General features: G+C 50.4%; 22 protein-coding genes. 10 read left to right on the top strand and 12 right to left on the bottom strand.

Annotated features, from left to right (window positions below):
• Nucleotides 1-13: 13 nt before the first annotated feature.
• On the bottom strand, nt 14-1,414 hold the full coding sequence (locus EPA93_RS00945) for a lanthionine synthetase C family protein (RefSeq protein WP_165422778.1): 1,401 nt from the start codon (nt 1,412-1,414) through the stop codon (nt 14-16).
• Between the two features lie 114 nt (nt 1,415-1,528).
• The gene (locus EPA93_RS00940; protein ID WP_129885230.1) at nt 1,529-1,741 is read right to left on the bottom strand and encodes a hypothetical protein; all 213 of its coding nucleotides are present in this window, start codon (nt 1,739-1,741) and stop codon (nt 1,529-1,531) included.
• Nucleotides 1,742-2,204: 463 nt separating this feature from the next.
• Between EPA93_RS00940 and EPA93_RS00935 the strand changes: the two genes are divergently transcribed.
• The 3 genes from EPA93_RS00935 to EPA93_RS00925 all read left to right on the top strand — a co-directional run bounded on the left by EPA93_RS00935 (nt 2,205) and on the right by EPA93_RS00925 (nt 7,063).
• The gene (locus EPA93_RS00935; RefSeq protein WP_165422777.1) at nt 2,205-5,027 is read left to right on the top strand and encodes a tetratricopeptide repeat protein; all 2,823 of its coding nucleotides are present in this window, start codon (nt 2,205-2,207) and stop codon (nt 5,025-5,027) included.
• 321 nt (nt 5,028-5,348) lie between these two features.
• Nucleotides 5,349-5,840 carry a MarR family winged helix-turn-helix transcriptional regulator gene (locus tag EPA93_RS00930; protein WP_129885228.1) on the top strand — a complete coding sequence of 164 codons (492 nt, stop codon included), beginning with the start codon at nt 5,349-5,351 and terminating at the stop codon, nt 5,838-5,840.
• 38 nt (nt 5,841-5,878) lie between these two features.
• Nucleotides 5,879-7,063 carry a macrolide family glycosyltransferase gene (locus tag EPA93_RS00925; RefSeq protein WP_129885227.1) on the top strand — a complete coding sequence of 395 codons (1,185 nt, stop codon included), beginning with the start codon at nt 5,879-5,881 and terminating at the stop codon, nt 7,061-7,063.
• 3 nt (nt 7,064-7,066) lie between these two features.
• Here EPA93_RS00925 and EPA93_RS00920 read toward each other — a convergent pair whose 3' ends face one another.
• The 3 genes from EPA93_RS00920 to EPA93_RS00910 form a co-directional block, all read right to left on the bottom strand.
• Nucleotides 7,067-8,536: an adenylosuccinate synthetase gene (locus EPA93_RS00920; RefSeq protein ID WP_165422776.1), complete on the bottom strand. Its 1,470-nt coding sequence runs from the start codon at nt 8,534-8,536 to the stop codon at nt 7,067-7,069.
• 65 nt (nt 8,537-8,601) lie between these two features.
• Nucleotides 8,602-9,597: a hypothetical protein gene (locus tag EPA93_RS00915; protein ID WP_129885225.1), complete on the bottom strand. Its 996-nt coding sequence runs from the start codon at nt 9,595-9,597 to the stop codon at nt 8,602-8,604.
• 114 nt (nt 9,598-9,711) lie between these two features.
• Nucleotides 9,712-10,848: a protein kinase family protein gene (locus EPA93_RS00910; RefSeq protein ID WP_129885224.1), complete on the bottom strand. Its 1,137-nt coding sequence runs from the start codon at nt 10,846-10,848 to the stop codon at nt 9,712-9,714.
• Nucleotides 10,849-11,243: 395 nt separating this feature from the next.
• Between EPA93_RS00910 and EPA93_RS00905 the strand changes: the two genes are divergently transcribed.
• The gene (locus EPA93_RS00905) at nt 11,244-12,473 is read left to right on the top strand and encodes an FAD-dependent monooxygenase (protein WP_129885223.1); all 1,230 of its coding nucleotides are present in this window, start codon (nt 11,244-11,246) and stop codon (nt 12,471-12,473) included.
• A 74-nt stretch (nt 12,474-12,547) separates the two neighbouring features.
• Here EPA93_RS00905 and EPA93_RS00900 read toward each other — a convergent pair whose 3' ends face one another.
• From EPA93_RS00900 to EPA93_RS00890, 3 genes are all read right to left on the bottom strand, one after another.
• The gene (locus EPA93_RS00900; RefSeq protein ID WP_129885222.1) at nt 12,548-13,474 is read right to left on the bottom strand and encodes an NADP-dependent oxidoreductase; all 927 of its coding nucleotides are present in this window, start codon (nt 13,472-13,474) and stop codon (nt 12,548-12,550) included.
• A gap of 195 nt (nt 13,475-13,669) precedes the next feature.
• Complete coding sequence (locus EPA93_RS00895) at nt 13,670-14,230, bottom strand: TetR/AcrR family transcriptional regulator (RefSeq protein ID WP_129885221.1); 561 nt, start codon at nt 14,228-14,230, stop codon at nt 13,670-13,672.
• 287 nt (nt 14,231-14,517) lie between these two features.
• On the bottom strand, nt 14,518-15,240 hold the full coding sequence (locus EPA93_RS00890; RefSeq protein WP_129885220.1) for an SDR family NAD(P)-dependent oxidoreductase: 723 nt from the start codon (nt 15,238-15,240) through the stop codon (nt 14,518-14,520).
• 204 nt (nt 15,241-15,444) lie between these two features.
• On the opposite strand from EPA93_RS00890, the gene EPA93_RS00885 reads away from it, so the two are divergent.
• Nucleotides 15,445-15,858, top strand: coding sequence for a winged helix-turn-helix transcriptional regulator (locus EPA93_RS00885; RefSeq protein WP_207229405.1), 414 nt, complete (start codon nt 15,445-15,447; stop codon nt 15,856-15,858).
• A gap of 66 nt (nt 15,859-15,924) precedes the next feature.
• Here EPA93_RS00885 and EPA93_RS00880 read toward each other — a convergent pair whose 3' ends face one another.
• Nucleotides 15,925-16,512, bottom strand: a complete 588-nt coding sequence (locus EPA93_RS00880; protein ID WP_129885219.1) for an NADPH-dependent FMN reductase — start codon at nt 16,510-16,512, stop codon at nt 15,925-15,927.
• A gap of 113 nt (nt 16,513-16,625) precedes the next feature.
• Between EPA93_RS00880 and EPA93_RS00875 the strand changes: the two genes are divergently transcribed.
• The 3 genes from EPA93_RS00875 (at nt 16,626) to EPA93_RS00865 (ending at nt 19,045) form a co-directional block, all read left to right on the top strand.
• Entirely contained in the window at nt 16,626-17,012 is a 387-nt protein-coding gene (locus EPA93_RS00875) for a winged helix-turn-helix transcriptional regulator (RefSeq protein ID WP_242527300.1), read from the top strand.
• A gap of 131 nt (nt 17,013-17,143) precedes the next feature.
• Nucleotides 17,144-17,998, top strand: a complete 855-nt coding sequence (locus tag EPA93_RS00870; protein WP_129885218.1) for an SDR family oxidoreductase — start codon at nt 17,144-17,146, stop codon at nt 17,996-17,998.
• A 252-nt stretch (nt 17,999-18,250) separates the two neighbouring features.
• Nucleotides 18,251-19,045, top strand: coding sequence for a Nif3-like dinuclear metal center hexameric protein (locus EPA93_RS00865; protein WP_129885217.1), 795 nt, complete (start codon nt 18,251-18,253; stop codon nt 19,043-19,045).
• A 148-nt stretch (nt 19,046-19,193) separates the two neighbouring features.
• Here the strand turns inward: EPA93_RS00865 and EPA93_RS00860 are convergent, their stop codons facing one another.
• Nucleotides 19,194-20,345, bottom strand: a complete 1,152-nt coding sequence (locus tag EPA93_RS00860; protein ID WP_129885216.1) for an epoxide hydrolase family protein — start codon at nt 20,343-20,345, stop codon at nt 19,194-19,196.
• Between the two features lie 386 nt (nt 20,346-20,731).
• Between EPA93_RS00860 and EPA93_RS00855 the strand changes: the two genes are divergently transcribed.
• Nucleotides 20,732-21,091, top strand: a complete 360-nt coding sequence (locus EPA93_RS00855; protein ID WP_129885215.1) for a nuclear transport factor 2 family protein — start codon at nt 20,732-20,734, stop codon at nt 21,089-21,091.
• Between the two features lie 91 nt (nt 21,092-21,182).
• Here the strand turns inward: EPA93_RS00855 and EPA93_RS00850 are convergent, their stop codons facing one another.
• A complete protein-coding gene (locus EPA93_RS00850; RefSeq protein ID WP_129885214.1) occupies nt 21,183-21,803 on the bottom strand; it encodes a hypothetical protein in 621 nt (206 codons plus the stop codon).
• A 252-nt stretch (nt 21,804-22,055) separates the two neighbouring features.
• Nucleotides 22,056-22,931: a class I SAM-dependent methyltransferase gene (locus tag EPA93_RS00845; RefSeq protein WP_129885213.1), complete on the bottom strand. Its 876-nt coding sequence runs from the start codon at nt 22,929-22,931 to the stop codon at nt 22,056-22,058.
• A 1,217-nt stretch (nt 22,932-24,148) separates the two neighbouring features.
• On the opposite strand from EPA93_RS00845, the gene EPA93_RS00840 reads away from it, so the two are divergent.
• Nucleotides 24,149-25,549, top strand: a complete 1,401-nt coding sequence (locus EPA93_RS00840; protein WP_129885212.1) for a spinster family MFS transporter — start codon at nt 24,149-24,151, stop codon at nt 25,547-25,549.
• Nucleotides 25,550-25,594: the final 45 nt, after the last annotated feature.

Below are 25,594 nucleotides of genomic sequence, written 5' to 3'. Positions count from 1 at the left end.
AGACCAAGGCGCCTCATGCAATACAGAGAAGGCGATCCCAGGCCGGCGCGATCGGTGTACTTACTGCGAGCAGTACCAGGGCAATACCTGCCGCACCTGTGAGCCATCCGGGCCAATCGATCAGCAGGTTATTTGTCTCCAGATAACGAAAGCCAAAGGCATAGTCTGGCTGAAATCCTTGGAGTAGATCTTCTAGCAGGAGCGAGACATGTTCTCTCGCCAGCGTGCTTTCTCCTTCGTGAGCGAAGTGCATACAGATTTGTAAAAGCCCGGATATGCCATGGCAGAGCATAGGCGCATCTATATAGCGAAGACGTGTAGGGCGGCGTAGCGCAGACTCGATGGCCGTGATAGCTAGATGGCACAGAGCGGGATTATCGAGCGCATTTCCTGCCAACCAGAGGCTACGAGCCACACCGGGTCCACCATAGCACCAGGCAGTTCGCGCAGGTGGCAGGGTAGACCAGGCCTCTTTGAAGCAAGCTACCTGCTGGGGAATCCTTGTAGGCCAGCTAATTCCCCATTGATCGTGTATGCTATGCTCTACTATCCAGCCAGCCAGCGCGTCCATAGCTTCCCTTAAGCCAGGGTAGCGATATCCAGCCAGCCATGCTAGCGAGAGCGCGGCCAATATTCCCGGTACGCCGTGTGAAAGACCACAGTCAAAAAAGCCCTCTGGGAAGAGATCGCGCTGGGCGTCAGTGGCAAAATGGGGCGGGACATACCAGCGTTCCCCTCCAAGCCTCTGGTCGGGTTCTGCTAGCCAGACAAGATACTCAAGCAATGTCTCGATAGCCGCTAGCCGAGGTTCCGTTTGTTTTTCTGTGCTAACGAGAGAGGCCAGCAACCCCGCTGCTCCGGCTAGAACGTCATAATCTGCAAAGTCAATCCCCTCTTCTGCAGGCGAGCGTATCCAGGTATGCTCCTTGATCTGCTCAAAGAGCGCCTGTTGCGTGAGGGATAAGGCCTTTTTATAACGTCGGCCTCCCTGGCTCAAGCTCTCCAGCACAGTTGCCATGCTTGCGGTGCCACTAAAAGCCCCCATCAAGGTGAGACCTATCTGCTGGGTATCTTCTGCGATCATTTTCATATAACGTTGCGCTGTAAGATCCCAACCCTGCCCTGGAAAGCAACGTGCGAAATATCCATACATCAAGGCAATGCCGGCAAGACCTCCTGAAATTGAGGCCGATGTCCATCTACCTTTGGAGCTAATAGACGGAACTGTTTGTTTCGCCAGCGCATCAACGAAGAGAGGTTCGCGCATACGGCCCGCGATAAACAACGCAGCTTTCAGAGCTCGTCGACGCAGTGTTTCATCAATGAGTATCTCCCAACCTGAGGTTGATGCGCTCCTCTGGGCGAGGCTTGCATCATAGTGCAGTAGAGGTGGTTTGCCTGGTTGCATGGACATGAAGCTCCTCATTTTCTTCTCAGATGATATTGTTGGCTGACAGAGTAGCGTACCGACAAAAATGCTAATTTTTGCCGGTACCAATGTGCTAACTAACTAAGGTGCCTGCACTATTTAACAACAGGTGCCGTTGCAGCTTGGAAAACATGTGCGAGGGGTCATGAGAATTTGTTGAGGCATAGGCGTCTTTTCTTGCTGTAACGGATTGGCAACGCGGATATCCAGCTCAAAATCTTCGTCAGTGATCTCTTTTTCGGTCACTTCAGTGATCGAAGCGGTCAGCATGAATTCTTGCGCCAAAAGCTCTTGTGCCAAAAGTTCCTTCATGATGGTTCCTCCTCAGACTGATGGTCTGGCAACGTTTCCAGGAAAAGGGAAAACATTTCGCAGCGATAATCAGCTTTCACTCGATAGTTGCTGAATTCCCGTTTCAATGGATACTTTCCTCGCTCAAAGACAAAGCAGCCCCTTTCAGTACGTAGTGCGGGCATAGCGGGTATATTATGGCTGTTTTGTATTCGAGCTTAAATAAAGTATAGCTAGCGCTTCAGCAAAAATATATATCGTGGAGTATGAAGATACAAAGTAGATATGCTCACGTAAATTATGATGATAAATTACATGCTAATAAGTTATGGATTTTATCTGATATTAGAATAGATTATTGTGAAGTTATGACTATCTTTAAGAATAGAGCTAAATGATAAAATTAGATGTGATATGCTTCATGTATCACCGTATAAAAGGAAAGCTGGATGTACTTTCTACGCAAAATGAGAAGAGATTTTCTATGACATTGAAAAGGGATACCCAAACTCACCCGAATGTCTTCTTAAGGCGAGCTCGGCTGGAACGTGGCTGGACCCAACAAGAAGTTGCTGATCGTATTGAAGCTCCGCGCGCGTTTCTGGTTAATCGCTGGGAAAATGGGGTTGCTACTCCAAATTCCAGATATCGGGAGAGGCTTTGTAGCCTCTTTGAGAAAAGTGCAAAGGAATTGGGTCTGGCAAAATATTCGTCTCGTTCCTCTTCTTCTCGCACCATTCCCCCAATCTATGATGATGCCATTCCATTGCGCCATACGCGCTTTGGTAGGCTGGTGGGACGTGAAGAGATATTGAGGCAATTGAAGGAATGTCTCTGGCATGAGAGAGAAATGAACTATGTGGCCTTGTATGGCTTGCCCGGCGTAGGCAAGAGCTCCATTGCTGAGGCGCTGGCCCTGGATCCTGAAGTAGAGGGCTATTTTGCCGATGGTATCCTTTGGGCCACGCTAGGGCCGCAACCAGATCTCCCTGCGCTTTTTCGACGTTGGGGCCATCTGTTTGGCTTGAGCGAACAGGTGGTAGCTTCCGAGTGTGGAGAGGAAGGAGATGTCTGGGCTTCTGCTTTACGGCGCAAGATTGGGCATCGTCGCATCCTCCTGGTTCTCGACGATGCCTGGCGGATTGAGGATGCCCTGAGTAGTATTGTAGGTGGGACAGCTTGCACCTATCTCCTCACGACGCGCATTCCTGACGTTGCACTTCAATTTGCCGGGACTGCAGCATTTCGTGTATCCGAGCTGACGCAGCAGGATGGCGTTGATCTGCTCACTTCCCTGGCTCCTTCCCTGAAAAACGAGCCGGCAGAGATGATACAAAGGTTAGTTGAGAACGTCGGAGGCCTTCCTCTAGCACTGACGCTGATAGGCAACTACCTTTTAAGCCTGAAGCGCTACCCGCGACGGCGCATACAAGCTGCGCTTGACCAGCTGCAATATGCTGAAACGCGCCTCCATCTGGCGCAATCCCAGGCTGGCTTGATGGCTGATCCGCGCTTGCCTGCAGGGTCACCCTTGACCTTGCAGTCGATTATTGCTATGAGTGTTGTGCTTTTGGATCAGACTGTCCGGGATGTGTTAGTTGCGCTTGCTTCATTGCCTGCCAAACCATATACATTCTCGGAGGAAGTAGCGCTGGCTGTGGCAAATACAACTGTAGAAGTGCTTGACAGCTTGATAGATGCTGGTTTGTTGGAGGTCATAAACACTAATCGATATCAGATACACCAGACAACTAGAGATTATGCCTACACATTGCAGACGAATACTCGGGCAGAGGAGCGGCTTATTGCGTATGTCGTTGCCTATCTCGAACGCTCTTTGCAGCAGGATGCAAGCTTGGATATTGCGGAAGATGGAGCTCTGGAACAAGAACATCATCTGCTTCTGCAGACGCTAGATCTGGCCCTCAAAGGGAACTTTAACTCAGAGTTTGTTCACTGCGTCTGCCTGATCACGCCCTATATGCATAAGCGTGGCTGGTATTCTCTCGGTGAAACCTATCTCCAAACTGCTTATCAGAGAGCAAAGGCTCTGCAGGATTGGCCTCATCTTGCAACCATTATTCGGCTCCTGGGAACCAGTTTGCGCGAACGAGAAAAAGATGCTGAAGCGGAAGCCCTTTTGCTGGAAGGATTGGAGCTTTTCCGTCAGTGCGAAAGAACCCAAAGCGTTGTCGATGTGCTTGAACTACTGGGGACGGTTACTGGCGGGCAGGGGCAATATAAGTGCGCTGAGAGGTATTTTCAAGAAGCGCTGGAGCTGGCTCGTCAGCTCGATTCCTCCAACCAGGTGGGGAAAATACTGGGAAATCTTGGATTGTTATATGCCTATCAAGGAAAGTATAGCCGGGCAGAGCTTCTCCTCCAGCAAGGCTTAGCACTGCTTCGAAGTTGTAATGCCCAGAGCCGGCTTCTTGCGGTGTTTACAAATCTTGGCCAGGTTCAGACATCGCTGGGGAAATTTTTGCAGGCCGAGGCGACACTCCAGGAAGGTTTGAGGTTGGCCCGAGAGTGGAAGTATCAGAATCACCTTGGATACTTACTTGTAGCCTTTGGCTGGCTCCTGATGGAAAGAGGTGATTATCTTCTTGCCCAGGATACCTTGCAAGAAGCTCAGGGACTAGCCCGTCAGTCCGGTGTGGATAGCCTGGCTGGCGAGGCTCTGGCTGTTTGTAGTATGACTTTTGTCAAACAGGGAAGTTTTTCTCGTGCTCAGGAGTTTATCGAAGAAGGCTTGCATCTTGTTCAAGAGAGCAAGGCGAATCAGAGGACGCTCTCATTACTTAAGCTGGTCCAGGGCATGTTAGAGTTTGAGCAAGGATGCTACTCAGAAGCTCAGGAGGTTCTTCGGCAAGGGCTATCTGCCTGTCAGGAAGATGATGTCGAATATCGCTGCTTTTTTCTCATCCTGCTAGGGCTTGTAGCTCTGCAAAAGGAAGATGAAAGCCTGGTCAAGACATATCTTCCTGAAGGAGTTGCCCTTGCCCGCCAAATAGCGATCCCTCATTGTCTTGGGACAGGGCTCCTGGCCCAGGGCGAGTGGCAAATGAAGCAGGCGGAGTTTTCGGCAGCAGAAGAAACCTTCAGAGAGGTATTTAGCCTCTGTCCTGTTGACTTCCGAGAGCTTATCGCAGAAGCTCATACCGGCCTGGCGCGCGTGGCCATTGCCCAAGGCCAATCTCTTGTTGCTCAGCAAGAGGCAAAGATGGCCTTGGGTTTTCTGAGCGAGATAGGTCACTATCATCAGCAAGCTGTTAGTCAACTGCTTACCAATGTGACTGATCTCTAGAAGCAGGCCCACCTTTTCTTCGTTTCCTGTGCGCCCACACCTGGCTTGCCAACTTTCTCCCCGGCAGGAAAGAAGAAGAGCATTATCATTCTGTACATATATTCTGCCAAAAATTGGGTGTCTCAGTTCAATCGAGAAGATCGGCGCCGCTATAGCTCTAGCCTCTTCTCAAGTGTGCCTTCAGCTATTTAAATCTCCCAGCTGGAAGAGCTCGTTAGCAAAGATAGTTTGAGGTTTGTAACAAGATAAATTTTGCTAAATAGTTTGACATGTTTAAACTATTGAGGTATACTTATTTATTATGAAGAGGAGGGAGCGGATATGGATCTCAACCGTGAAGAGCTCATTAAAAGGGCGCAACAGGCGCAAAAGATTATCGTTGGCTCGTTTGTGCGAGAAATGGCGCTGCCAAGCTTTCTAGAACTCGATATCAGCATGGCCCAATTGAAGGGTCTGACCGTTCTGTCTCACCATGGCAAGATCACGGTGAGCCAGCTGGCTGAGCAGCTGCAGGTTGGCCGCTCAGCAGCGAGCTTGCTGGCTGATCGCCTGGTTGCTGAGGGGCTTGTTGAGCGAGCCGAAGATAGTGAGGATCGTAGGCGTACTGTACTTCAGTTGAGCCAACGTGGCGAGGAACTGGTTGCGCAGTTGCGGCGGGGGCGAGAGACACGGGACCCTCTTCCTGGCTGGCTATCGAAGATGAGCGATCAGGATCTGCTGGCCCTTGTTCAGGGGACTGAGGCGCTTGCCGCTGAAGCTTCTGCAACTACGGGAAGCGTTATCCTTTTGCCTGAGCATGATCAGAAAACGTAAGATGCTCGTCTTTCACTTAAGAAAGGAATTCCTGAGTAATGAGATATAGCTTCTTAATCTTACCGGCTTATGGACATGTAAATCCTACCCTTGCTATTGCCCAGGAGCTTGTCGCGCACGGGCAAGAAGTGATCTATTACTTACCCGAGGCGTTTCGCGAGGCAGTAGAGGCTACTGGCGCCGCAATTCGCTCCTATGAATCGCGCTTGCTGAAAGGCATCGGGAAGGTGCCTTCTCAACGCGGTGAGGTGATGCGCGAGGAGATGCGCCAGGTCTTACCACAGATAATGGATCGCATTCGGGCAGATAAACCGGATGTAATTCTGCATGATCCAATGGTCCTCTGGTCGAGAATTGTTATACAACTGTTACAGGTTCCCGCGATTTCCTTGCGCCCGACCTATGCCATGAATGAGCACTTTAATATGGCTTCAATGCTAGAATCTCGTCCGAACCATCATCTTCCTGGCATGAAGGAGGTTGTGGAAAAGACAAATGAGGTTCTTGCCGAAATCTGTGCGAGCTATCATGTGCCTCCAGTAAGTTTTATGGAAGAGATGATGTATGCTGAACCGCTCAACATAGTCTTTCTGCCAAAGGCGTTTCAGCCGGAAGCGCAGACTTTCGATGAGCGCTTTCTTTTTGTTGGCCCATCCATAGCGCCGCGCCGTCAAGCCAGCGATTTTCCGCTTGACCAGCTAAATTACGATCGTCCACTTCTCTATGTCTCGCTGGGAACCATCTTTAACACAGAGTCAGCGTTCTATAAGCAGTGCTTCGAGGCCTTTGGAGAAAGCGACTATCAGGTAGTTCTCTCACATGGTAAGCATATTGATCTTTCCGCACTTGGTCCTATCCCGGAGAATTTTTTGCTTTCTTCCTATGTACCACAGCTTGAGATTTTGGAGCGGGCTAAGGTTTTTGTCACGCATTCCGGAATGAATAGCACGATGGAAAGCCTCTACTATGGCGTTCCTATGGTGGCGATCCCACAAATGGTAGAGCAGGAAATGACAGCGCAGCGCATTGCTGAAATGGGCCTGGGCCTGGCGCTGGAGAAAGATGCCGTGACCAGTGCCGGATTGCGCGCCGCAGTTGAACGGGTTGCCAACGATGTGACCATTCACGAACGCGTTCAACAAATTAAGCAATATACGCGGGAATCCGGCGGCTATAAACTGGCAGCAGAGGCAATTATGCAATTTGCCTGGCAATCTCGATAAAAATCAGTTCCGCGAAAGCGTTGTCAGCATCTCAGGTTTGCTGACAACCTTGAGCTTTTTCGCGCTAAGCGGCTGTAGAAGATGGCGTGGCAGATGCCATTGTTTATCTGCGGCCGTTGGCCCGGTTGAAGTAATTGCGATTGGCGTCCCCAGTTGCTCTTCAAGTAGCGAGAGAAAGGTCGCGCAATTCTTTCGTGGGGATTGTCCGGGCGCTGCTGGCAAAAGCTCATAATATTCGGGCGTACACTTAAAAAGTTTTCTGGTAAGCTCTTCTTGATAGGCCAGATTTGCGCTTTGATTCGCGCGTATCTTTGTAATCCTTTCTCCCCTATGCGCAAAGTGAGTTGCTAGCTCTGCTGGAGCTCCGCCATACCGGTAAGCCGTGGCAATCTGCTGGCTGGGGAGCGAGGCCAGCCTATCAAGATGCGTAATAGCTAGATAGTCAAGCTTGCCAGCAACCTCGCAAGCGTAGCGTGCGGTGAGGAGATCAAAGTGTCCGACGCGAAATGCCTGCTGCCAGTTGTTCCAGGTATTATGCTGATCGGGAAGAGAGCGTGTCAAAGCCTTATCTTCTGTGGGAAATGGTCCGGCTCCGTGACGAGTAGCATAAGACCGTACGATACCAAGTTTGATCACATCTCCCGCATAATCGTGCTCGTGAAGAAGTGTTTCAGCATTAGCGAAGGTTGTTGTGCTCCAGGTGGTATAAGGCGTGAAGCCAAAATTTTCGTCAAGCAGAATACCCTGAGCTCCTTCGAAGATCAACGGGCCCGGATAGGCGAAGAGTGCACTGATCTGAGCTTCGTCTACCAGCGTAACGCAGCCCGCGAAGTAGTGATAGACATCGGCGCAATCCGCAAGAATTGCTGGATCTGTGAAGAGGCTGCATTCCTGTTTGACCTGCCCGGTCCCTGGAAGGTGTGGACGTAGTTCATCAAGCTCTTGACGCTTGAGATCACGCAAAAAATGTAGCTTCTTAAGGATAGTTGCGCGATTCTCTAAATCTCCCGCCAAAAGTAACGCGTTGCCATAGTGAAGAAAATCGGCCATGCACTCACCGACACCTTCGCCACAGCTTCCATGCCGTTGTCCAGCGCGGGCAATTTCCCGTAAGCGATTAAGCGCGCGTTGGAATGGAGTGATCACCAGCGCGCGCCGATCTATAAACGTACGCTGCCAGGCATTGGTGATGCCCAGCGTACTGAGATGCCGCTCTTCCTTGAACATATTCAGGGGGCTGATGAGCATAAAGCGCGAGAGCAAGGTCTTTGTCAAGGGCAGAAGCATCGCGCTGCCAAACTGAGCAAATGTGTGCTGCATTCCTGAGGAGGTTACAACGTTATGGGCGGCTTGCGGACCGCCGTTATAGCGCACAATTGTATGCGCTCCCAGCTCACGGGCGAGAAAATCGGTAATCGTTCCTTTACCTGCATCGCCAAACCCCAGATCGGCTAGCAAAATTGCCTGGGTCATAGCTCCTCCAGAAGGGAGGCCCATGTAGAGCTAAAGTACTCCACAGAGCTCCACCGATGAATACGTTAAAGGCGTTCGTGGTTTATGTGCTCAGCGCTAAAGTTCTGTAGCGGGAGATTAGTGCCCGTCACGCGGGCAACCTGTTTTGTATGAGCATAAACTTCAAGGGCCCTGGTGGCCACATTAATTGCTTGCTCGCTTGCCCCTGCTTTGCTCAAATCCTCGGCGCCCTCTGCCAGATTGATGGCATCTTCGGTAAGCCCAATAGCTAGAGCAATTGTTTCGCTCACCGAATTCTCATCATCAAGAAAGATGACGTGCTGGCCCAGGATGTTACGCCAGAAATCCTTAATACGCTCATCGTGACCGTGATTGGCGTTGAGGGGAAAAATGAAGAACAAATGGTAGCGTTGCTGTACTTCAGAAATGATCTGCGGGAGAGAAACATCTTCAGGCAATTTATCTCCAATAAGCCATTCCACTTGCTGTTTGTTGACGAATGGATAGGCCATTTCGTCGCCGATCAGGAATGCATATCCCTTGCGCCCACGTTTTTCCCAGCAGTCAATAGCAGTGTGGCGGGCCAGAAAGTAGAGGGGCAGTTCGTAAGATTCGTGGCAGTTGCCGCCTCCGTTGCCTTCGAGCACAATATTGCGCAAATTTTCATCCATCTCAACGCCGCTCTCAAATTGACCAACCTGTAAAGGCAAGCGATCGCAAGTGGCATCACCAAAGGCCCCAAAGAGAATCTGGGGGTCCTGAAGATAGCCTTTGATGAGCAAGACATGCATTAATGTCCCGAGACGCTGCTGAAAGACGCGCGGAATATTTCCCATAGAACCAGTTTCGTCGAAGAGCACGCTGACGGCATTAGCTTGTGGGTGCGCGTCGCTATCGCGGCTCTCGCGAAAAGTGACCCCTTTGAGATCAAGCGTTGGATGAATGCTCCAACGACCACTTGAGCGCGTTGCATCACTGTAGGCGAAGTCATTCATTCCTGCTGCTTTCCGTAAGCGTGCAGCTTCCTTATAAGCGTCGGTGGACCAGTTTGTGCTACCCATAACTATGCATCCTTTCTGTAAAAGCGTTTCTGGCAAGTGCAGGTTGGCCCCATTGAGGGCGGCCCCAAACTTGCAACAACCTTGACCCAAGCCTTATTGGCACCTGAAGATGTGTCACTGACATTCCGGCATAACAAAAGTGTGAAATTGGCGCGGCCCCCAGAGGCGTTCGATAAGCGCATCGAATTCGGTGAGCAAGAGATGCGCAGCTTGTGGACGCTGTTCAGCTTTAGGGAGAGTGCATCCTTTCAGGTAGTGTTGGAGCTGCCAGGGGATGTGCTCTGCTAAGCTGCCGATTTGTGGATTGCCGCCAAGAAGCTCAATCATACAGCGAGCTGCCATGGCGAAATCCAGGCCCGGCATTGGCCTTTCTCGCGCAAAAACCTCCGCAGGATACCAGTCGCGGTAACCGCCGCTGATGGCCCTGATTCGCTCGCCAGTTATAGCGGGCTTGAGTACCGCATATGACCAGTCGATTAATACGACTCCATGCTGAGAGGGGTGGAGCAGAATGTGAGTGGGTAGAACTGCGCCGTGAATGACCCCATGAGCATGAGCGAAGCCAAGCGCGACCAGTAGCCTCCGCCAAATCCAGGCCATATCCTTCGGGTCTATTCCATGCGGATAGACTTCTCTTACCTCTTTAAGAGAATAGAGCCCGCTGGTATAAGCTAACACATTGATCTGTCTCACTGCCCCAGAGGCCTCTTCCTGATACGTCAGAGCCTCTACTGGCTGTGAAATAAAGTGACGAAACTGCTCGTAATCCTTGCTGTCGCTTAGATGCTTAAGGATACGTGTCTCATTTGCCGCCAGGTCGTTGTCACGTGGACTAGATGGTATTTTGAGGATGCTTCTTGTCTTTGGGCCATCCTGAGCCGTACTTATATAGAGCGCACAGTAATCGCCGTGCGCCAGGAGCCGATTTGCTCTATAGAGGCCCTTCTGGCCACGCAGATCAAAGGGCGCAAAGCTGTCTTCATTAGCTGCTCTACCGTATGTGCCATCCTCAATCTGTTTCTGGGCCAGCAGCCAGAGGCGAACTAGCTTTTTGAAAGCCGAGCTAGCTTTCTCGATATCTGCTGATTCCGTATACAAATCGGGATGAAGTACCTTTGCTATCTGCCGATACACCCTTCTGGCAGTTTCCAGCTTCTGATCCTGTGTGCCTGCAAGCTTTCCAAAGATCTCCCCGGGTCGTTGAGCTCTTGAGAGTAGAGCACTGATGCGCTTCATTTCAGCATTTTTCATATGGCTTGTGCTCCTTCCTAATAGTGTGTGTCATACACTATCTATTAGTGTTATATGTACACTATGTAAGAATAATTGTCAAGGCTTTTTGGGCTCTTTTCTGCCGAGCAGGCGAGAAGAGCACAAGCATATTTTCTGGGAGATTAATCTATGTAGAAGAGCCCCATGGACAAGGAATTGACATCTTGTTGCTTAAATTAAGCATAGTATTGACATTTATTGCTGATGTATTGTATATTTTAATTGTATGATGGTAAAAAATGTTAGTTATCTGGCTTTAATTGCCTGAGTATATAAAAATATTACCATAAATATCAAAAGCTTTCAGCAACTGAAACAGAGCAGAAAAGTAGTTATTTCAGAGCTTCGAGAGAAGCTATAGAAAAGGAAAAGCAATGAAATATGGGAGTAATGAAAATCAGACAGTTCTCATCTCGGGCGCGAGTATTGCCGGACCGGCGCTAGCCTATTGGCTTCATCAACATGGCTTTCATCCAACCATCGTTGAGCGGGCTCCGGCCTTGCGCGAGGGCGGCTACAAAATAGATATTCGGGGAGTAGCGGTTGAAGTAGCCGACCGCATGGGAATCATGGATAATATTCAGCGGGCAAGCACCGATATGCGGGAATCGACCTTTGTAAATAGAGCCAATAAGCCGATTGCGACCTTGCCAGCCGACTTTATGGGTGGGCGAATAGGACGTGATGACGAGATTATGCGCGGTGATCTTGCTCATATTCTCTATGAGCGAACTCGCGACACGACCGAATACATTTTTGGCGATTCCATCGCCTCCATGGAGCAAAGGGAAGATGGTGTCCAGGTAAACTTTGCAAACGGCTCGTCGCGTCACTTTGATCTGGTGATAGGCGCTGACGGGCTGCATTCGCGCGTACGTGAGCTTACTTTCGGAGATGAGTCGCAATTTATACGTCACCTGGGCGGCTATATCTCCTTCTGCACTGTGCCAAACTTCCTGCAGCTAGATCGCCAGGAGATCTATTATGGCATGGCAAAAAAGTCAGTTTGTGTCTATAGCACAAGGAAGGATGCTGAGGCCAAGTGCATCTTTTTCTTCAATTCCCCGCTGCTACAATACGATTATCGAGATAGCCGAGCGCAAAAGCAAATCCTTGTCGATAAGTTTGCTGCTGATGGGTGGTATACTCCCCGCTTGCTCGAAAGCGTCTGGGCTGCTCCAGACTTCTACTTTGATGCCATAAGCTTGATCCAGATGCCGCACTGGTCAAGTGAGCGGATAGCGCTGCTGGGCGATGCAGCTTATTGTGCCTCGCCAGCTTCAGGTCAGGGAACAGGTCTGGCGCTGGTGGGAGCCTATGTTCTGGCCGGAGAATTAGCCGAAGCGGCTGGCGATTATCGTGTAGCCTTCACGCGCTATGAGAATATCATGCGCAGCTTTGTTGCCGCGAACCAGCAATTCGCGATTAGTGGAAGCAAGAGCATGATTCCGCAGTCCCAGGCGCAGCTCTGGCTTATGTATACGATGCTGCGAACACTATCATATATGCCGTGGAAGGGCGTGATTGCAAAAAAATTTGCCGAGGGAGTTCAACAAGCTGCTAACGCTATCACGCTTAAGGACTACCAGGCTGTGGCGGTCTAAAGCGCGGGCTCAGGTTATACGCCTGAGCCCTACAATTGCCTTTGGACTTAAGCATATAACCTGATCGCGTGTGTTCAGACGGCGAGAATGATCTTGGCAACGCCCCCCTTTTCGGCGATTTTCTGGGCTTCGGCGGCAGCGGCGAGCGGCATAATGCGCTCGATGGGGATCGTCAACTTGCCGTCGCGTACCGCCTCGGCATAATGCAAGATCTGCGCAGCCCGGGTTGTGTCAGCGACTTGCCCAAAAATGGTAGTGATATGGACGGTAGGATAAAGTGCGGCGTTTTGTGGGTTGCGCTTGGGGAAGCAAGCAAAGGTGCCACCTTCCTTGACCCTGGCAAGTAACTTGTCAGCGAGCTCCCCACCAACGATATCGGCCACGCAATCGAGAGGAGCGAGTTTGTCAATCTCTGCGTCATCATCGATGGCGATGGCCTCTTCCACGCCAGGAAGTTGCCGGGCAGCGTCAAGTCGTTTGCCCCGCACGCCAGCGATGACCCGAGCCCCGATCTGGGATGCCGCGAAGACAGCTGAGCGACCAACGGAACCCAAAGCCCCTGTGATGAGGACGGTCTGACCAGGTTGGACGTTAGTACCAAGCCGTATCAGCGAATCGCCAGTGACGTTGACTAGAGGAAGCGCGGCCGCAGTGGTCATCTCCAGGCCTGCGGGAATTTTGACGAGTTCGGCGGTGTTGACGACGCACAGTTCGGCATAGGTATGCAGTGCCACAGCCATAACGCGGTCGCCAGGTTCGAAACCGGTAACCCCCTTGCCTATCTCGCAAATGGTGCCAGCTAAGTCGCAGCCGAGGATATAGGGAAACTCTACCGGAAGAATGTCCTTGACTGCGCCAGAGCGTATCATCCAATCAGCCGGGTTGATGCTGGTGGCCGAGACGCGCACAAGCACCTCGCCTTCGGCGGGTTTGGGGTCTTCAACGTCTTCGTATGTGAGTATTGACGCGGGGCCATACTCATGAAGGACAATTGCTTTCATGCTTCACCTTGATTTATTGAGAAATTGTCAAATTTGAACATATATCTTTTGCGTTCTAATGAGGATGGCTAGCTTACCTCAAAGAGATCTGGCACATGTTTTTCTGCCTACGGTGTTGTCATACGGCTTCGCCTTTCCTATGTTCAATCTTAATAATGGAATGAATATTCATTCCAAACACTTGGCAAAAAAAAATTAGCGTTTAATGGCATCCCAACAAGCTGACATCGCCTGCTCAATGGTGGCCTGATCCAGGTGAATTTGCTGCCTCATGTGTGCTTCGACCAGCGCATTCATGGCCCCAGAGAGCAGCGCCAATATTACACCGGGCGCCATCGCCTTGAGCAAGTGCTGCTGTGTGGCATCGATGAGCACTTGCTTGAAGGCCGAGACCAGCGCCGGTACATCGCCTTTGGCCCGCTCATGGATAAAAGGAACCAGCGCCAGTTGGTTCATGAGGAGGAATTCGCGCGGATGCCCAATGCCGTACCGAACCATGCCGCCCAGCAGGTATAAAACCCGGTCAACAACCGGTTGCGTTGCGTCATAGCCGTCAAGAACATGGAGACTCATGGCGGCTTTTATCTCGCTAAACAGGCAAAACACGAGGTCTTCTTTGCTGGGAAAATAGTTATAGATGGTCCCCATTCCGACCTGCGCCCGCTGCGCAATCTGGGACATGGCCACATCCTGTAATCCCTGCTCAAAAACAAGGTCGCGAGTCGCCAGAATGATCTGGTCACGTTTACTGCTCATCACACGCTCTACTTTCCAATTGGAACGAACCTTCAGTCCAACTATACGACACTCTTAGCAGCATGTCAAGGTGTCTTCGGAACTTTTTATTCAGCTTTGCCTTTCCCCTTGACCCACCCTCGGTTCGGTATTGAGTGCGTTAGTTTTCCATTTGGCGTGCACTTTGAGGCATAGTACTCTCTCCCACCATCTTCCAGATCAGCCTACCATTCAGTATATTTACCAGGTTTTTCACCCGTTGAATAGCTTTTTCCTCATCATCATTGTTTGCCTAAAGTGGCAAGCTATTACCATTTGCCTGCGTGTGCTCCTCCATCAATATGCAAGACTTCGCCCGTAATAAAGGGTGCATTGGTCAGATAGAGAACTGCATCGGCGATTTCCGAGACATCCCCAATACGAGGCATAGGTTGCAACTGCTTCAGAACTTCACGATCTGTGTTTTGTGAGAGCGGTGTGTCGATGGTCCCCGGAGCTATCGCATTCACGCGAATGCCTGACCTGGCATATTCGAGCGCAAGGGCTTTTGTTGCGGCATTCAAGCCACCTTTTGTGAGAATAAGGGCGGCAGACGGTAAGCCCGCAATTGGCTGATCCGCCAGAGTCGCAGTAATGTTGACAACATGACCGGATTTTTGGGGCAGCATCTGGCGAATAGCCTGCTGAGTGAGATAGAGAAAGCCGAAGAGATTAGTCGCTATAAGCTTCTCGAAATCTGCAACAGTATAATCAGTAAAGGGCTTGCCGATAAAGATGCCGGCGTTGTTGACGAGGAGATCGATGCGGCCAAAGCGCTGCATCGCAGTCTCTACAAGGCGCCTTGCCGTTGCTTCAAGGGCAATATCGCCTTCAACAATGGCTAATTGTTCAGATGTGCTAAGCGTTCCCGCAGTGCTAATATGGCGCGAGGTGGCAACGACAGCATATCCCTTTTGAAGTAGAGCATGGGTCAGACCGAGCCCGATCCCGCTCGATGCGCCGGTTACAATAGCAGTTTTTTGCGTAGTCATAGGTAGCTATCTCCTAGCAAGGTTTCATAAATGTGTAATTGATGCCGCAGCCGAAATGCAAGATCTTCTCCAATGCGTGCTTGAAGGAGTAAGCCAAGCTGCCTGCATGAGAGCCAGTCTAAAGCTAATGTTACCAATTGACAAGTACGCACCTTTTGGTAATAATTGGGAGATGGATAGGGAATAACTAATCTGGAGATCAGCATGATACTTAAAAGTCAAATGATAAAAGCAGATAAGCCTCAACCATTTTCGGCTAACTGCCCCTCGCGAGAGATTCTTGAGCTAATCGGCGGAAAATGGTCTCTCTTGATCCTCTGCCTACTCAAAGCGGGGCCGCAGCGTACCGGTTCGATTATGCGTTCCGTGCAGGGAATTTCGCAGAAAATGCTTACCCAGACATTACGGGATTTGGAGCGTTCGGGCATCGTTACCCGCAAGAGCTATTCGGAGGTGCCACCAAGGGTGGAGTACAGCCTGACTCCTCTAGGGGAGACATTGAGCGTCCTGGTCCTTCCCTTTGAGCAATGGGTTGTTGATAACTATGAGCAAGTCATCGTAGCGCAAGCGCGTTTCGATGCCCTGCATACTGAAGATAGTAAGAACCAGGACGCTTGATCAGGCCCACGTGCAAAGGTAGTTTCCAACTGCATAGAGCTTTTTAAAGGCCTGTCAGCCTTTATATTATTGCTCAGCCAGGCGGGCCGGAGCGAGGGTCGTAGCCCACCAGAGCAGCTCTTTCATCATTCCTTTGAAGGCTCGATCAAGAAATGCGGCACTGACTGAATCCGGGCCATCGGCGATGCTGGGAACCATACCAGGGACCATAGAGATGCCAATTTGCTCGCGGATAGGAACCATTTTCAGCTCAATGAATACCTGGCGCAACTGTTCAGCAGCTCGATAGCCAGAAGCGAAGCCACCATAGTTGACGATAGCCGCAGGTTTGTGCGCCCATTGGTGATAGAGGTGATCAATGGCGTTTTTGAGTACCGCTGGATAACCATAATTATATTCAGGGGTCACAAAAATGAAGCCGTCAGCTCGCTCGACCTGAGCTGCCCAGGACACAGCTTCGGGGGCTAGATGGCCATAAATAGGAAGGGAAGGGGAATCAAAAAATGGAAGGGAGACATTGCGCAGATCAACAAACTCAAAGGTGATATCTGTACAAGTGGCGAGGCGCTCCTTAAGCCAGTTGGTCACAACTTCGCCTCGGCGCCCTTGTCGTGTACTGCCAAAGATAACAAGAATATGGGGATAAGGATTCATTGCTTCTCCTCTCTCTACTAGCTCATTTGTGCTATGCTGCTAACTATAAGAGAGGAAATAATCTTCTACAAGAACGCACTTTTTTGTGCATCACTTACCTGGAGGTGAGTACCTTGAAGATAGGAAAGTGGTTTGAAAATGCTTGTCCACGCGTGGCAAGAGGTGTACGCTGTCCATCAGCGCGTTTGCTTGACCTGATTGCCGATAAATGGACTATGCCTGTGATCGTTGCCCTGGTAAGTGGGCCCAGGCACTATAACCAGTTGAAGCGCGATGTGCGTGGCATCTCGCATAAGATGCTCAGCCAGACCTTACAGAAATTGGAGAAGCAACGCTTCCTGACGCGAACTGTATATCCAACGCTGCCCCCACGCGTCGAATATGCCCTGACCGCGCTTGCGCAATCCCTGCTTCCAACCCTAGATTCATTTATCGATTGGGCTCAAACCCATGAAGAGGAGCTTGCGCGACGCGAGGACGAAGCTGATCAAGAGGTGTAGATTCAGGCATTTAGTCGTCGACTCTGTGATAGTAGGATAGCTTGTATTTTGAGACTTATGCGAGATCCTGGACTATAATTATATGGAAATAGCAATCCTGCATAAGAGAGAAAATGGAGGATTTACGTATAATGCATGGTCAGATCGTTATGGTGACAGGCGCTAACTCTGGCATTGGGAAGGAAACTGCGCTGGGCCTGGCCCGGGATGGTGCAACTGTTGTGATGGTTTGTCGCGATAAGGCACGCGGAGAGGCGGCTCAGCACGAGATTCAGCGCTTGAGCGGCAATACAGCCGTCGATCTTCTACTTGCCGATCTTTCTTCTCTGGAAGAGGTGCGGCGACTTGTCGCGCAATTTAAGCAAAAATATGAGCACCTTCATGGGCTGGTGAATAATGCCGGCGGCGTTTTCTTGCAGCGGCAATTGAGCGTCGATAATATTGAGAAAACCTATGCCGTTAATTATTTTTCCGCGTTTCTGCTCACCAATCTGTTGCTGGATAGGCTTAAGGCGAGCACACCAGCACGCATCATAAATGTTAGCTCGGCAGCTCATCTGAATGGCCATATCGATCTTAGCGATTTCCGCTTTGAGCATGAAAAGTATAGCATCATGCAAGCTTATGCGAATTCCAAGCTGGCTATGATTCTCTTTACCTATGAGCTAGCCCGCCGCCTGGAAGGGACGGAAGTTACGGCTAATTGCCTGCATCCCGGGGTGGTGGCTACGAATATCTGGGCCCAACCGTTACCCTCTTTTCTCCATTTCCTTAGTGGCATCTCCAGGCTCTTCGGGGTCAGCGCTGAGCAGGGTGCACGTACCTCACTCTATCTGGCAACTTCTCCCGCCGTGGAAGGCGTCAGCGGGAAGTATTTTGAGAACTGCAAGGAGCGTTCATCTTCAACGCTCTCATACGATCGCGAATTACAGCGGCATTTGTGGGAAGTTAGCGCCAGACTCACCGGCGTAAGCGCCGAGATCTGAGGGGGCGCGGCTTTATCAAGCCTAAATCTCTGTCGGTTTAGTGTTGATAGTTTTCATAATTAACGAGAGGGCCAGAGCTGCGGAGTGGTGGTATGCTGTAGCTTATAATGTCGGGGAAGACAAGGTTGTCATGGATTATTTATAGGGCTAGAGGCAGGAAAAGCTTTTTATGTCGCAGACGCGTGTGGCCAGTGGGATTAAGTGATAGGGAGGGTCGCTGACATAAATAATTTAAGAAAAGGAGAAAGGGCTATGTCTACAACGATTCAGGATATTATAGACAGCATGATCGAAGCGGTGCCAGGAGCTCCTCGGGTTGACTCTGTTGACACTGTGAAGTGCGGCGATCCAGCGCAACCAGTTACGGGGATCGTCACAACTTTTACCGCGACGATGGATGTCTTGCGCCAGGCTGTCCAACTGGGTGCTAACCTGATTATTACCCATGAGCCAACTTTCTATGATCATCGTGACCATACTGACTGGCTAGGAGATGACCCTGTTTATCAGCGCAAACGAGACTTTCTGGAACAAAATCAGCTGGCTATCTGGCGCTACCATGATTACTGGCATATGCAGAGACCAGATGGGATCATTACCGGCCTGCTGCGCCAACTTGGCTGGGAGCAGTACTATCAGCCTGATCAGCGGGTGCTTGCAATTATTCCTGAAATGACCCTGGAGACCCTGGTTGCTCACCTGAAAGAGAAGCTGGCTATGCCAACTGTTCGCATTGTTGGCAATCCACAGCAATCTTGCCAGCGCCTGGGTCTGATGGTTGGGGCGGCAGGTGGAACGCGGCAGATCGAGGTATTTCAAAAGTTGGATGTCGACGTGCTCTTATGCGGAGAGACTATTGAATGGCAGACCTGCGAATATGTACGCGATGCCAATGCGCTGGGATATAACAAAGCGCTGGTAATTCTCGGCCATGCAAAAAGCGAGGAGGATGGTATGCGCTATCTAGCCGATTGGCTGCGCTCCAGAGTACCGGCTACTATACCTATTACATATATCGCGGTCGGCAATCCTACGCTCGCTATCTGAGCGCTTACACTTTGGCCCGGTGGCTTGCTTAAGGCCATTTTCGTAATCCACGAATTCTGCCAGGCCGAGGAGTTCCTCAGTTCCCAGAAGAGGGAAGGGAAACTGAGGATTTATAGAGCGGCTTTCCTCCTTGGCGAAGGGGAGTAACTCATCTGTTGCGGAGCGGGCGGAAGAAAGTGCGCATCTCCTCGGCGAGCAGTTCAGGCTCTTCCAGAGCTGCAAAATGCCCGCCCCGCGGCATCTCTGTCCAGCGCTCGATCTGCAGGCTGCGCTCTCCCCATTCGCGAGGCGGACGGTTAGCTTCCTTTGGAAAGAGTGCAACCCCGGCGGGAACTTTAATGCGCTCTCCTGCTTGTAGCGGCGGCGGCAGATGAACATTCTCGTAATATGTGCGGATCGAGGAGTTAAGTGTCTCGGTGACCCAATAAATCATTATGTTGTTCAGCAGCTCATCTTTGCTAAAACTACGCTCAAGCTCGCCATCGCAATCGCTGAGTGACTGAAACTTTTCCACAATCCAGCCAGCCAGGCCAACCGGCGAATCATTCAGGCCATAGGCGAGCGTTTGCGGCTTCGTTGAGTGAATCATGGCATAGCCGCCTTCGCGCATCATCCATTGTTGCACCGCTTGCAAATACTGCTGTTCAGCTGCTGTGAGGTTAGAGCGGTCAGCGTGCAGAGTTGGGAAACCAAGGTAGGTAAGGTGAATGCCTATGAGCAGATTGGGATGCGCGAGGGCCAGTAGCCGCGTGACTCCACTCCCGAAGTCACCACCGGCGGCGGCGAACTGTTTGTAGCCAAGCTCATCAGCCATCAGGCGTGCCCATAGCTCTGCAGTATGGGAAAGTTGCCAGCCGCGCGAAGCTGGACGGTCGGAAAATCCGAAGCCTGGCAAGGATGGGACAACAACATCGAAGGCATCGGCAGGATCGCCACCATAACGCGCTGGATCGGTGAGTAGCGGAACAAGCTTAAGCATCTCAAAGAAAGTGCTGGGCCAACCATGCGTAATGATGATTGGTAGCGAATCTGGACCTTTTCCTTTCTCATGAATGAAGTGGATACCCAGGCCATCGATGTTGGCGCGGAAGTTGGCAAATTGATTGAGCCAGGCTTCCTGGACCCTCCAGTCATACTTATGCTGCCAGTAGTCCACCAGTTCCCTGAGATATTCTAGATTTGTTCCATAGTCCCAACCCGCACCTTCCAGTTGATCGGGCCAGCGGGTTTGACCCAGGCGGCTTTGCAAATCGCTGAGGATTTCAGGGGGAATAGCTATAGTAAAAGGTTGGATACTCATGAAATGTTCCTCCTATTCTGATTGTAACAAAATGCGAGTATAGGCGCTACTCATGCTCAGAGCTCGTTGATATGCCTTCGAATATTTTACTATCCTGTATTATGAAGTAGAGCCCGCCTGCTTCCCCTATCATGAAGAATATAGCTGAGAAGAGTGACAGTATCGAACCGCGTTTTTATATTATTTCTCTCAGCAGATCTTTAGAGGCCATATAGAAGCCCTGGCTGCTCACAACTTCTTTCTCTTGCTGAGAGGCGGAGCCATAGCGACTTTCTGCATGAAAAGTGGCCTTATGAAAATCCGCCGCTAGTGGCACTAACCTTACTTCTACTTTTCATATATTATCGCGTATAGAGTCTAAGATGTCGTAACAAAGGAGTTCGTTAATGTCCGAAGAACGTTTGCGCGAGTTCATCAAAGCCTGGATACGTCAGGATATAGAAGCAGTGATGTCCTTCATCGCAGAAGAGTGCATCTATGAGACCTCCACTGGTCCTGAGCCAGGCCAAACCTATGTGGGTAAGGAAGCGATACGAAAGAAGTTTATAGAAGTGTTGGCTGACGATGGCGATGGAGAATTACAGATTGGCCTGACCTTTGTCCATGGTGACAAGGGTCTTTCTGAGTGGCGTTATGACTATACAGATGCTGAGGGGCGCGTTATTCCCCAGCATGGATGTGACGTATTTGAGTTTGTTGGTGATAAGATCAGCCGCAAAAGTGTCTTTCGTAAGACGTATGCATAAAATCTGGTTGGTGGGCCATCACGCGATGGCCCATATTTTCTATATGCTACTTGCCAGTGGCCAGCTCATTGCTAACGAACTTGTTGGGTTTCTAACGGCGGGTCAGCAGTTTATTGATCCAGAAAGAGGCCCCATTAAGCGTGATGGCGCAGAGAAGGCTGGTCGCAATCAGAAAAATGCCGCGTTTGTCATCGAAGCGTATGTAGAAGTACAGGCTTAAGAGCGTTAGAACGAAAAGGATGACCGAAAAGAGGAGCAAAGGCATGCGCTGCCCCGTCGTGAGAGGCCGCCTTTCGGCAAGCTTTCCTTCCCTGGTGACAGGAGGATTTCCTTTACGATAGAAATAATAATTGAGCCATGATGCGGCTATCGAAAGAACAATAGATAGCACTACAGGCAGCAGAGCAAAGAGCCAGAAGCGCTTGACCTGGCTATGGGATAGTGCCACATCCAGGAACCTGGAGGTTACCAGGCGAGCCATGAAGAGGTTTACAGCGCTTATCAAGGCGAGCAAGACGATAGAGAATAGAGATATAGCAATACGGAAATCTAGCGAGACCGGCTGAGGTTGTGCAAGCTCGTCAGTCTCATTTGTGTTTATCTCTAGATCTTCTGCTAAAGAAGATCCTCCGGATTGGTTGCCGAGAAGAGAAAGATCCTCATTTGCCTCGGCTTGCCGTTGTAAAGATTCCTCGTGATCTTGTTGTGACATACTCATCCCCCCAAAAGTGGGAACGAAAGAAATTCGCGTTCGAAACCGCTTAAAGCAAGGAATAGGACTTTTGGGCAGATCAAGGACTATTTTTGCGCCCTTTCTGGTGCTCCCAGCCAGGGCTAACCCTCAGCAAAGGTTAAAGGGTCTGAAAGCGAGATCAGACACGTGAGCATTCAATGTCTCACATGTCTGAGAGAGAAATGCCAGGTTGGTTATGCTTCCCAGACTGCAGGATAGGCAGAAGCATGCTTAGAACTTGTATCCCCAAACCGTGAGATAATAGTCGAGGCAACAGAAATCCTTTGCCTGCACTTCCTCCTCCATCTGAGCGAAGGTGCGATCCAAATCCTCTTGAGAGGCTACCTGCATCTGCAGCAAGAACGGCTGCAGCAGCTTATAGAAGACAAGATAGTTTTGAACAGTTCCTGCATGAGCCTCGGTTCCTGCTGAGGCATCGATAACATATGGGCGCAGCTCGATGTTCTGGTAGCCAGCCTGCTGAAGGAGGAGGCGCAGAACTGGGGTGGTACCGAAGGTATCGCCATGGGGAGAAAAACTATGACCAGCGCGGTATACCGCCTGGGTGCACAAATGCTTATAAGTGCTGAGGGCAGGACTGGTGGTAAAGTTCCATTCTGCATCTGTCAGGCGTATAATCCCCCCTTTCCGTGTGATACGAGCGCATTCTTTAAGTAGAGAGGACCAGAGCTCTTTAGTGAGAAAACCAGTGAGCAAGCGCCCGTTAACGAGATCAAAAGTACTGTCAGCGAAGGAGAGGGGCTGGGTGGCGTCCATTACTTGAAATTGAAGATCAGGAGGGTTCTCTATCTCTTTTACCAGGTAGCTAGCGTAGTTCATCATTAGTATGCTATTGTCAATGCCTACCCCTCGCATGCGCGGATAGTGGGCAACCAGATCAAAGAGCCAGCCACCAGTTCCACAAGCGACATCGAGTACCTGTGTAATCTGGGAGAGATCAGCTATCTCCGGCAGCGGTCCACCCATCATACGCGTGAGCAAGTGCTCTTGTCGCATCAGACGAGCCATCTCTGCTGCATTTTCTGCATCAACAATATAGCCTTCATATTGTGGTGAATTGGCTGGTACATCTGGATTATCAGTCATATCTTTCCCTCATTAAAGAAGAGCAAGGAAGAATTGCTGTACTTATTAAATAACCTTTTGAGAGAGGTATGCACTCCTTCTTGCCCCAAAATAAGCAACCTTTGATAAAAAGGTGACATCATTGAGTATATCATAACTAAGGAATGGGCATACGACCGAGCGTGCGACGAGGTACCAATTGGAGAAAATGAGGATCGACTAAACCGGAAACGCTGGATTCGAACAGCACTAAAGCTGTGGAAGGGCGACACAAATGGCCGCCCTCTAAGCTCAAGAAACGTAAACGATCCCATGTATACCATTGAAGCCTTGGCATGTTCCCGGCCGTATAGTTACCGCCGGCTGATTGGTATTAGCAATCTGGAAATAGACGTTAGTGTCGCTGAAGTTATTACAAATCCTTGAAACATAAAAAAGAAGTTGTAAGGAACCCGATCCAAGGCATGTGTCGCCATATTTAGCATCCACTTCGGCCTCATCGGACCCGCAGCTCGTTTGGGGCATCATGACCTGATGCTTAAGTGATGGGGCAGGCGTTGCGGGGGCGGCATGTGCGGTTAAGTGAAAACCTCCAAGGAGACAGAATAGGCCAACAGCACACAAGAGAACACCGATTAATTTTTTTGCTCTATACACGAGATATACCTCCCTACATTACAACCAGATAGCAGGACTGGGCTGATGCTAAGAGATAGGGGCTGGCGCACTTTGTCTGCCTTCTTTGCCCTATCTGCGCTACCAACCAGCATCCTTACTTAAAGTATACCTCAGCTAGCAAAATCTTCTGCTACGTATAAAAATCTGTTTAACTCTGCAAAAAATGTATATACTTTGTCTATAGAACGTTTGCTAAAGCGTTCAGGAGCTAGAGAGCCGATAAAATGGTATATTCTTGTGTGGGATATTTTTCATTAGTCGCAGGAAAAATATGAATTTGCTCAAGTGAGCCATATGAGCCGCTAAATGTGCCTGACTAGCTCTGTTGTATAAGCAGGGCTTTGCCGGATATAGTGTGTGTTCTTGTACGCCTGCATGTGCTGGCGTAATTTGTGCTGCCCGCGCCCCTCCAATCCTTTCCAAGCAGGAGCAATACAGCTTCTTTCGACCTTCCTGGCGTTGTTCTATGCCGTCCCGCGATTGCACCGTCAGGGTGATTTTTGCCGTCGATTGGTTTGCATTGCTAGAAGCAGAGGCTTCTGAAGAAGGGAAAAATTAATATGCATCATGAGGGCGACGCACCGAAAATAGCATCTCTGTCGGGAGCCAGGCGTGAAGATAAGTTAGGTAATAGCTATGCCTACTATATTTTTGCTCTATTGTTCTGTATCAACTTTTTTTACTACTTTGATCGCTATCTGCTGGCTGGCGCAGCAAATAATATTGCCAGAGAACTGCACTTTGGCATTGAAGGTATTGGCTATCTAGCTTCAGCCTATCTGATTTTTTCAACATTTGGCATCATTCCACTGGGAATGTGGGCCGATCGGACAGCGCGAAGAAATATCATTGCGCTCTGTGTTGCCATCTGGGGCCTTTCTGCGATTGCAACAGGACTAACATGGAGCCTCGGAACTCTTTTCTTCTGGCGCGTCATAGGAGGCATTGGCGAGGCGGGTTATGGTCCGGCCAGCGAAGTGCTCATTAGCGATTTTTTTGGACAGTCCAGAAGCATGCGAATGTTGAGCTGGTGGTCAATTGCTTCTCTGCTTGGCTTTATGCTAGGTACCATATTGGGCGGTGCGTTGGGAGGGGAGGGCCGCTGGCGTTGGGCATTCCTGCTAACTGGTGTGATTGGGCTAGCGCTAGCTGGGCTAATATGGCGCATTCGTGAGCCTGCGGATACCGGGCAGAGCACGGAGGGCGTGCCACAGCATAAGCAAGTAAGAGAGCGCACGTCATTAGTAGAGAGCCTGTGCAGCTTCTTGACAGGTTGGCTCAGTTTATTGCGCATCAAGAGCCTGCTCATAGTAATCATCATGCAAGGTGGCGCATGGTTTGTGCTGTACAGTACAGGCATCTATTTGCCCACGCTCCTGCAACAAAGTGATCTCTTTGGGTTAAGTTCGGCTGATGCGGGGCTCGTAAGTGGCCTGGTCGGGGCTAGTGCAGGGATAGCAGGTACTCTTCTGGGTGGCTATACTACCGAACTGTGTAGCCGACGCTGGAGTGGTGCGGGACTGCTGATCGGAGGGATTGCCTTCCTGCTGAGTATACCATGTATGGTAGGCTCAATCCTGATCGGGCTAAATGGTCATGATCTGGTCATTTCCAGCGCACTTCGTTTCCTGGTTTCGTTGTTACTCAATGTATTCGAAGGTGTTGTATTGGCCGTCGTCCAGGAAATTGTGCCGACAGCCCAGCGAGCCTCTGCGCTGGCCACGTTTTCGCTAATAGCCACCTTGCTGGGAGAAGCATTCTCCTCACCCTTGATAGGTATTGTAGCTACTGTGATCGACCCAACTCACGGTCAGCACTTTCTGCAAGCCCGAGCAGGCTATGAGCTAGGGATGGCTCTTATCTACACCTGTGTGCCCGCGTTGCTTATTGCTGGCCTGGCAGGCTTACTTGGAGCCAGGCTTGTCAAGGCCGATAAGGTGACGGCCCAAAAGCCCTGTTAGTATAATCACTCTATCCTGGTATAAGCCGTTAGAGCGAGCAGGTGG

It is taken from the genome of Ktedonosporobacter rubrisoli, assembly GCF_004208415.1.
GTDB lineage: Bacteria > Chloroflexota > Ktedonobacteria > Ktedonobacterales > Ktedonobacteraceae > Ktedonosporobacter > Ktedonosporobacter rubrisoli.
The sequence above is the reverse complement of the archived record's forward strand: the minus strand, read 5'-3'. Positions and strand labels throughout refer to the sequence as shown.

Excerpts from the sequence above, each read along its gene's own strand:
- EPA93_RS00910 (WP_129885224.1), bottom strand. The coding sequence starts at position 10,848 with ATGAAAAATGCTGAAATGAAGCGCATCAGTGCTCTACTCTCAAGAGCT.
- EPA93_RS00940 (WP_129885230.1), bottom strand. The coding sequence starts at position 1,741 with ATGAAGGAACTTTTGGCACAAGAGCTTTTGGCGCAAGAATTCATGCTG.
- EPA93_RS00840 (WP_129885212.1), top strand. The coding sequence starts at position 24,149 with ATGCATCATGAGGGCGACGCACCGAAAATAGCATCTCTGTCGGGAGCC.
- EPA93_RS00900 (WP_129885222.1), bottom strand. The coding sequence starts at position 13,474 with ATGAAAGCAATTGTCCTTCATGAGTATGGCCCCGCGTCAATACTCACA.
- EPA93_RS00890 (WP_129885220.1), bottom strand. The coding sequence starts at position 15,240 with ATGACTACGCAAAAAACTGCTATTGTAACCGGCGCATCGAGCGGGATC.
- EPA93_RS00920 (WP_165422776.1), bottom strand. The coding sequence starts at position 8,536 with ATGACCCAGGCAATTTTGCTAGCCGATCTGGGGTTTGGCGATGCAGGT.
- EPA93_RS00885 (WP_207229405.1), top strand. The coding sequence starts at position 15,445 with ATGATACTTAAAAGTCAAATGATAAAAGCAGATAAGCCTCAACCATTT.
- EPA93_RS00870 (WP_129885218.1), top strand. The coding sequence starts at position 17,144 with ATGCATGGTCAGATCGTTATGGTGACAGGCGCTAACTCTGGCATTGGG.
- EPA93_RS00905 (WP_129885223.1), top strand. The coding sequence starts at position 11,244 with ATGAAATATGGGAGTAATGAAAATCAGACAGTTCTCATCTCGGGCGCG.
- EPA93_RS00850 (WP_129885214.1), bottom strand. The coding sequence starts at position 21,803 with ATGTCACAACAAGATCACGAGGAATCTTTACAACGGCAAGCCGAGGCA.
- EPA93_RS00925 (WP_129885227.1), top strand. The coding sequence starts at position 5,879 with ATGAGATATAGCTTCTTAATCTTACCGGCTTATGGACATGTAAATCCT.
- EPA93_RS00845 (WP_129885213.1), bottom strand. The coding sequence starts at position 22,931 with ATGACTGATAATCCAGATGTACCAGCCAATTCACCACAATATGAAGGC.
- EPA93_RS00860 (WP_129885216.1), bottom strand. The coding sequence starts at position 20,345 with ATGAGTATCCAACCTTTTACTATAGCTATTCCCCCTGAAATCCTCAGC.
- EPA93_RS00895 (WP_129885221.1), bottom strand. The coding sequence starts at position 14,230 with ATGAGCAGTAAACGTGACCAGATCATTCTGGCGACTCGCGACCTTGTT.
- EPA93_RS00855 (WP_129885215.1), top strand. The coding sequence starts at position 20,732 with ATGTCCGAAGAACGTTTGCGCGAGTTCATCAAAGCCTGGATACGTCAG.
- EPA93_RS00915 (WP_129885225.1), bottom strand. The coding sequence starts at position 9,597 with ATGGGTAGCACAAACTGGTCCACCGACGCTTATAAGGAAGCTGCACGC.
- EPA93_RS00935 (WP_165422777.1), top strand. The coding sequence starts at position 2,205 with ATGACATTGAAAAGGGATACCCAAACTCACCCGAATGTCTTCTTAAGG.
- EPA93_RS00945 (WP_165422778.1), bottom strand. The coding sequence starts at position 1,414 with ATGTCCATGCAACCAGGCAAACCACCTCTACTGCACTATGATGCAAGC.
- EPA93_RS00930 (WP_129885228.1), top strand. The coding sequence starts at position 5,349 with ATGGATCTCAACCGTGAAGAGCTCATTAAAAGGGCGCAACAGGCGCAA.
- EPA93_RS00865 (WP_129885217.1), top strand. The coding sequence starts at position 18,251 with ATGTCTACAACGATTCAGGATATTATAGACAGCATGATCGAAGCGGTG.
- EPA93_RS00880 (WP_129885219.1), bottom strand. The coding sequence starts at position 16,512 with ATGAATCCTTATCCCCATATTCTTGTTATCTTTGGCAGTACACGACAA.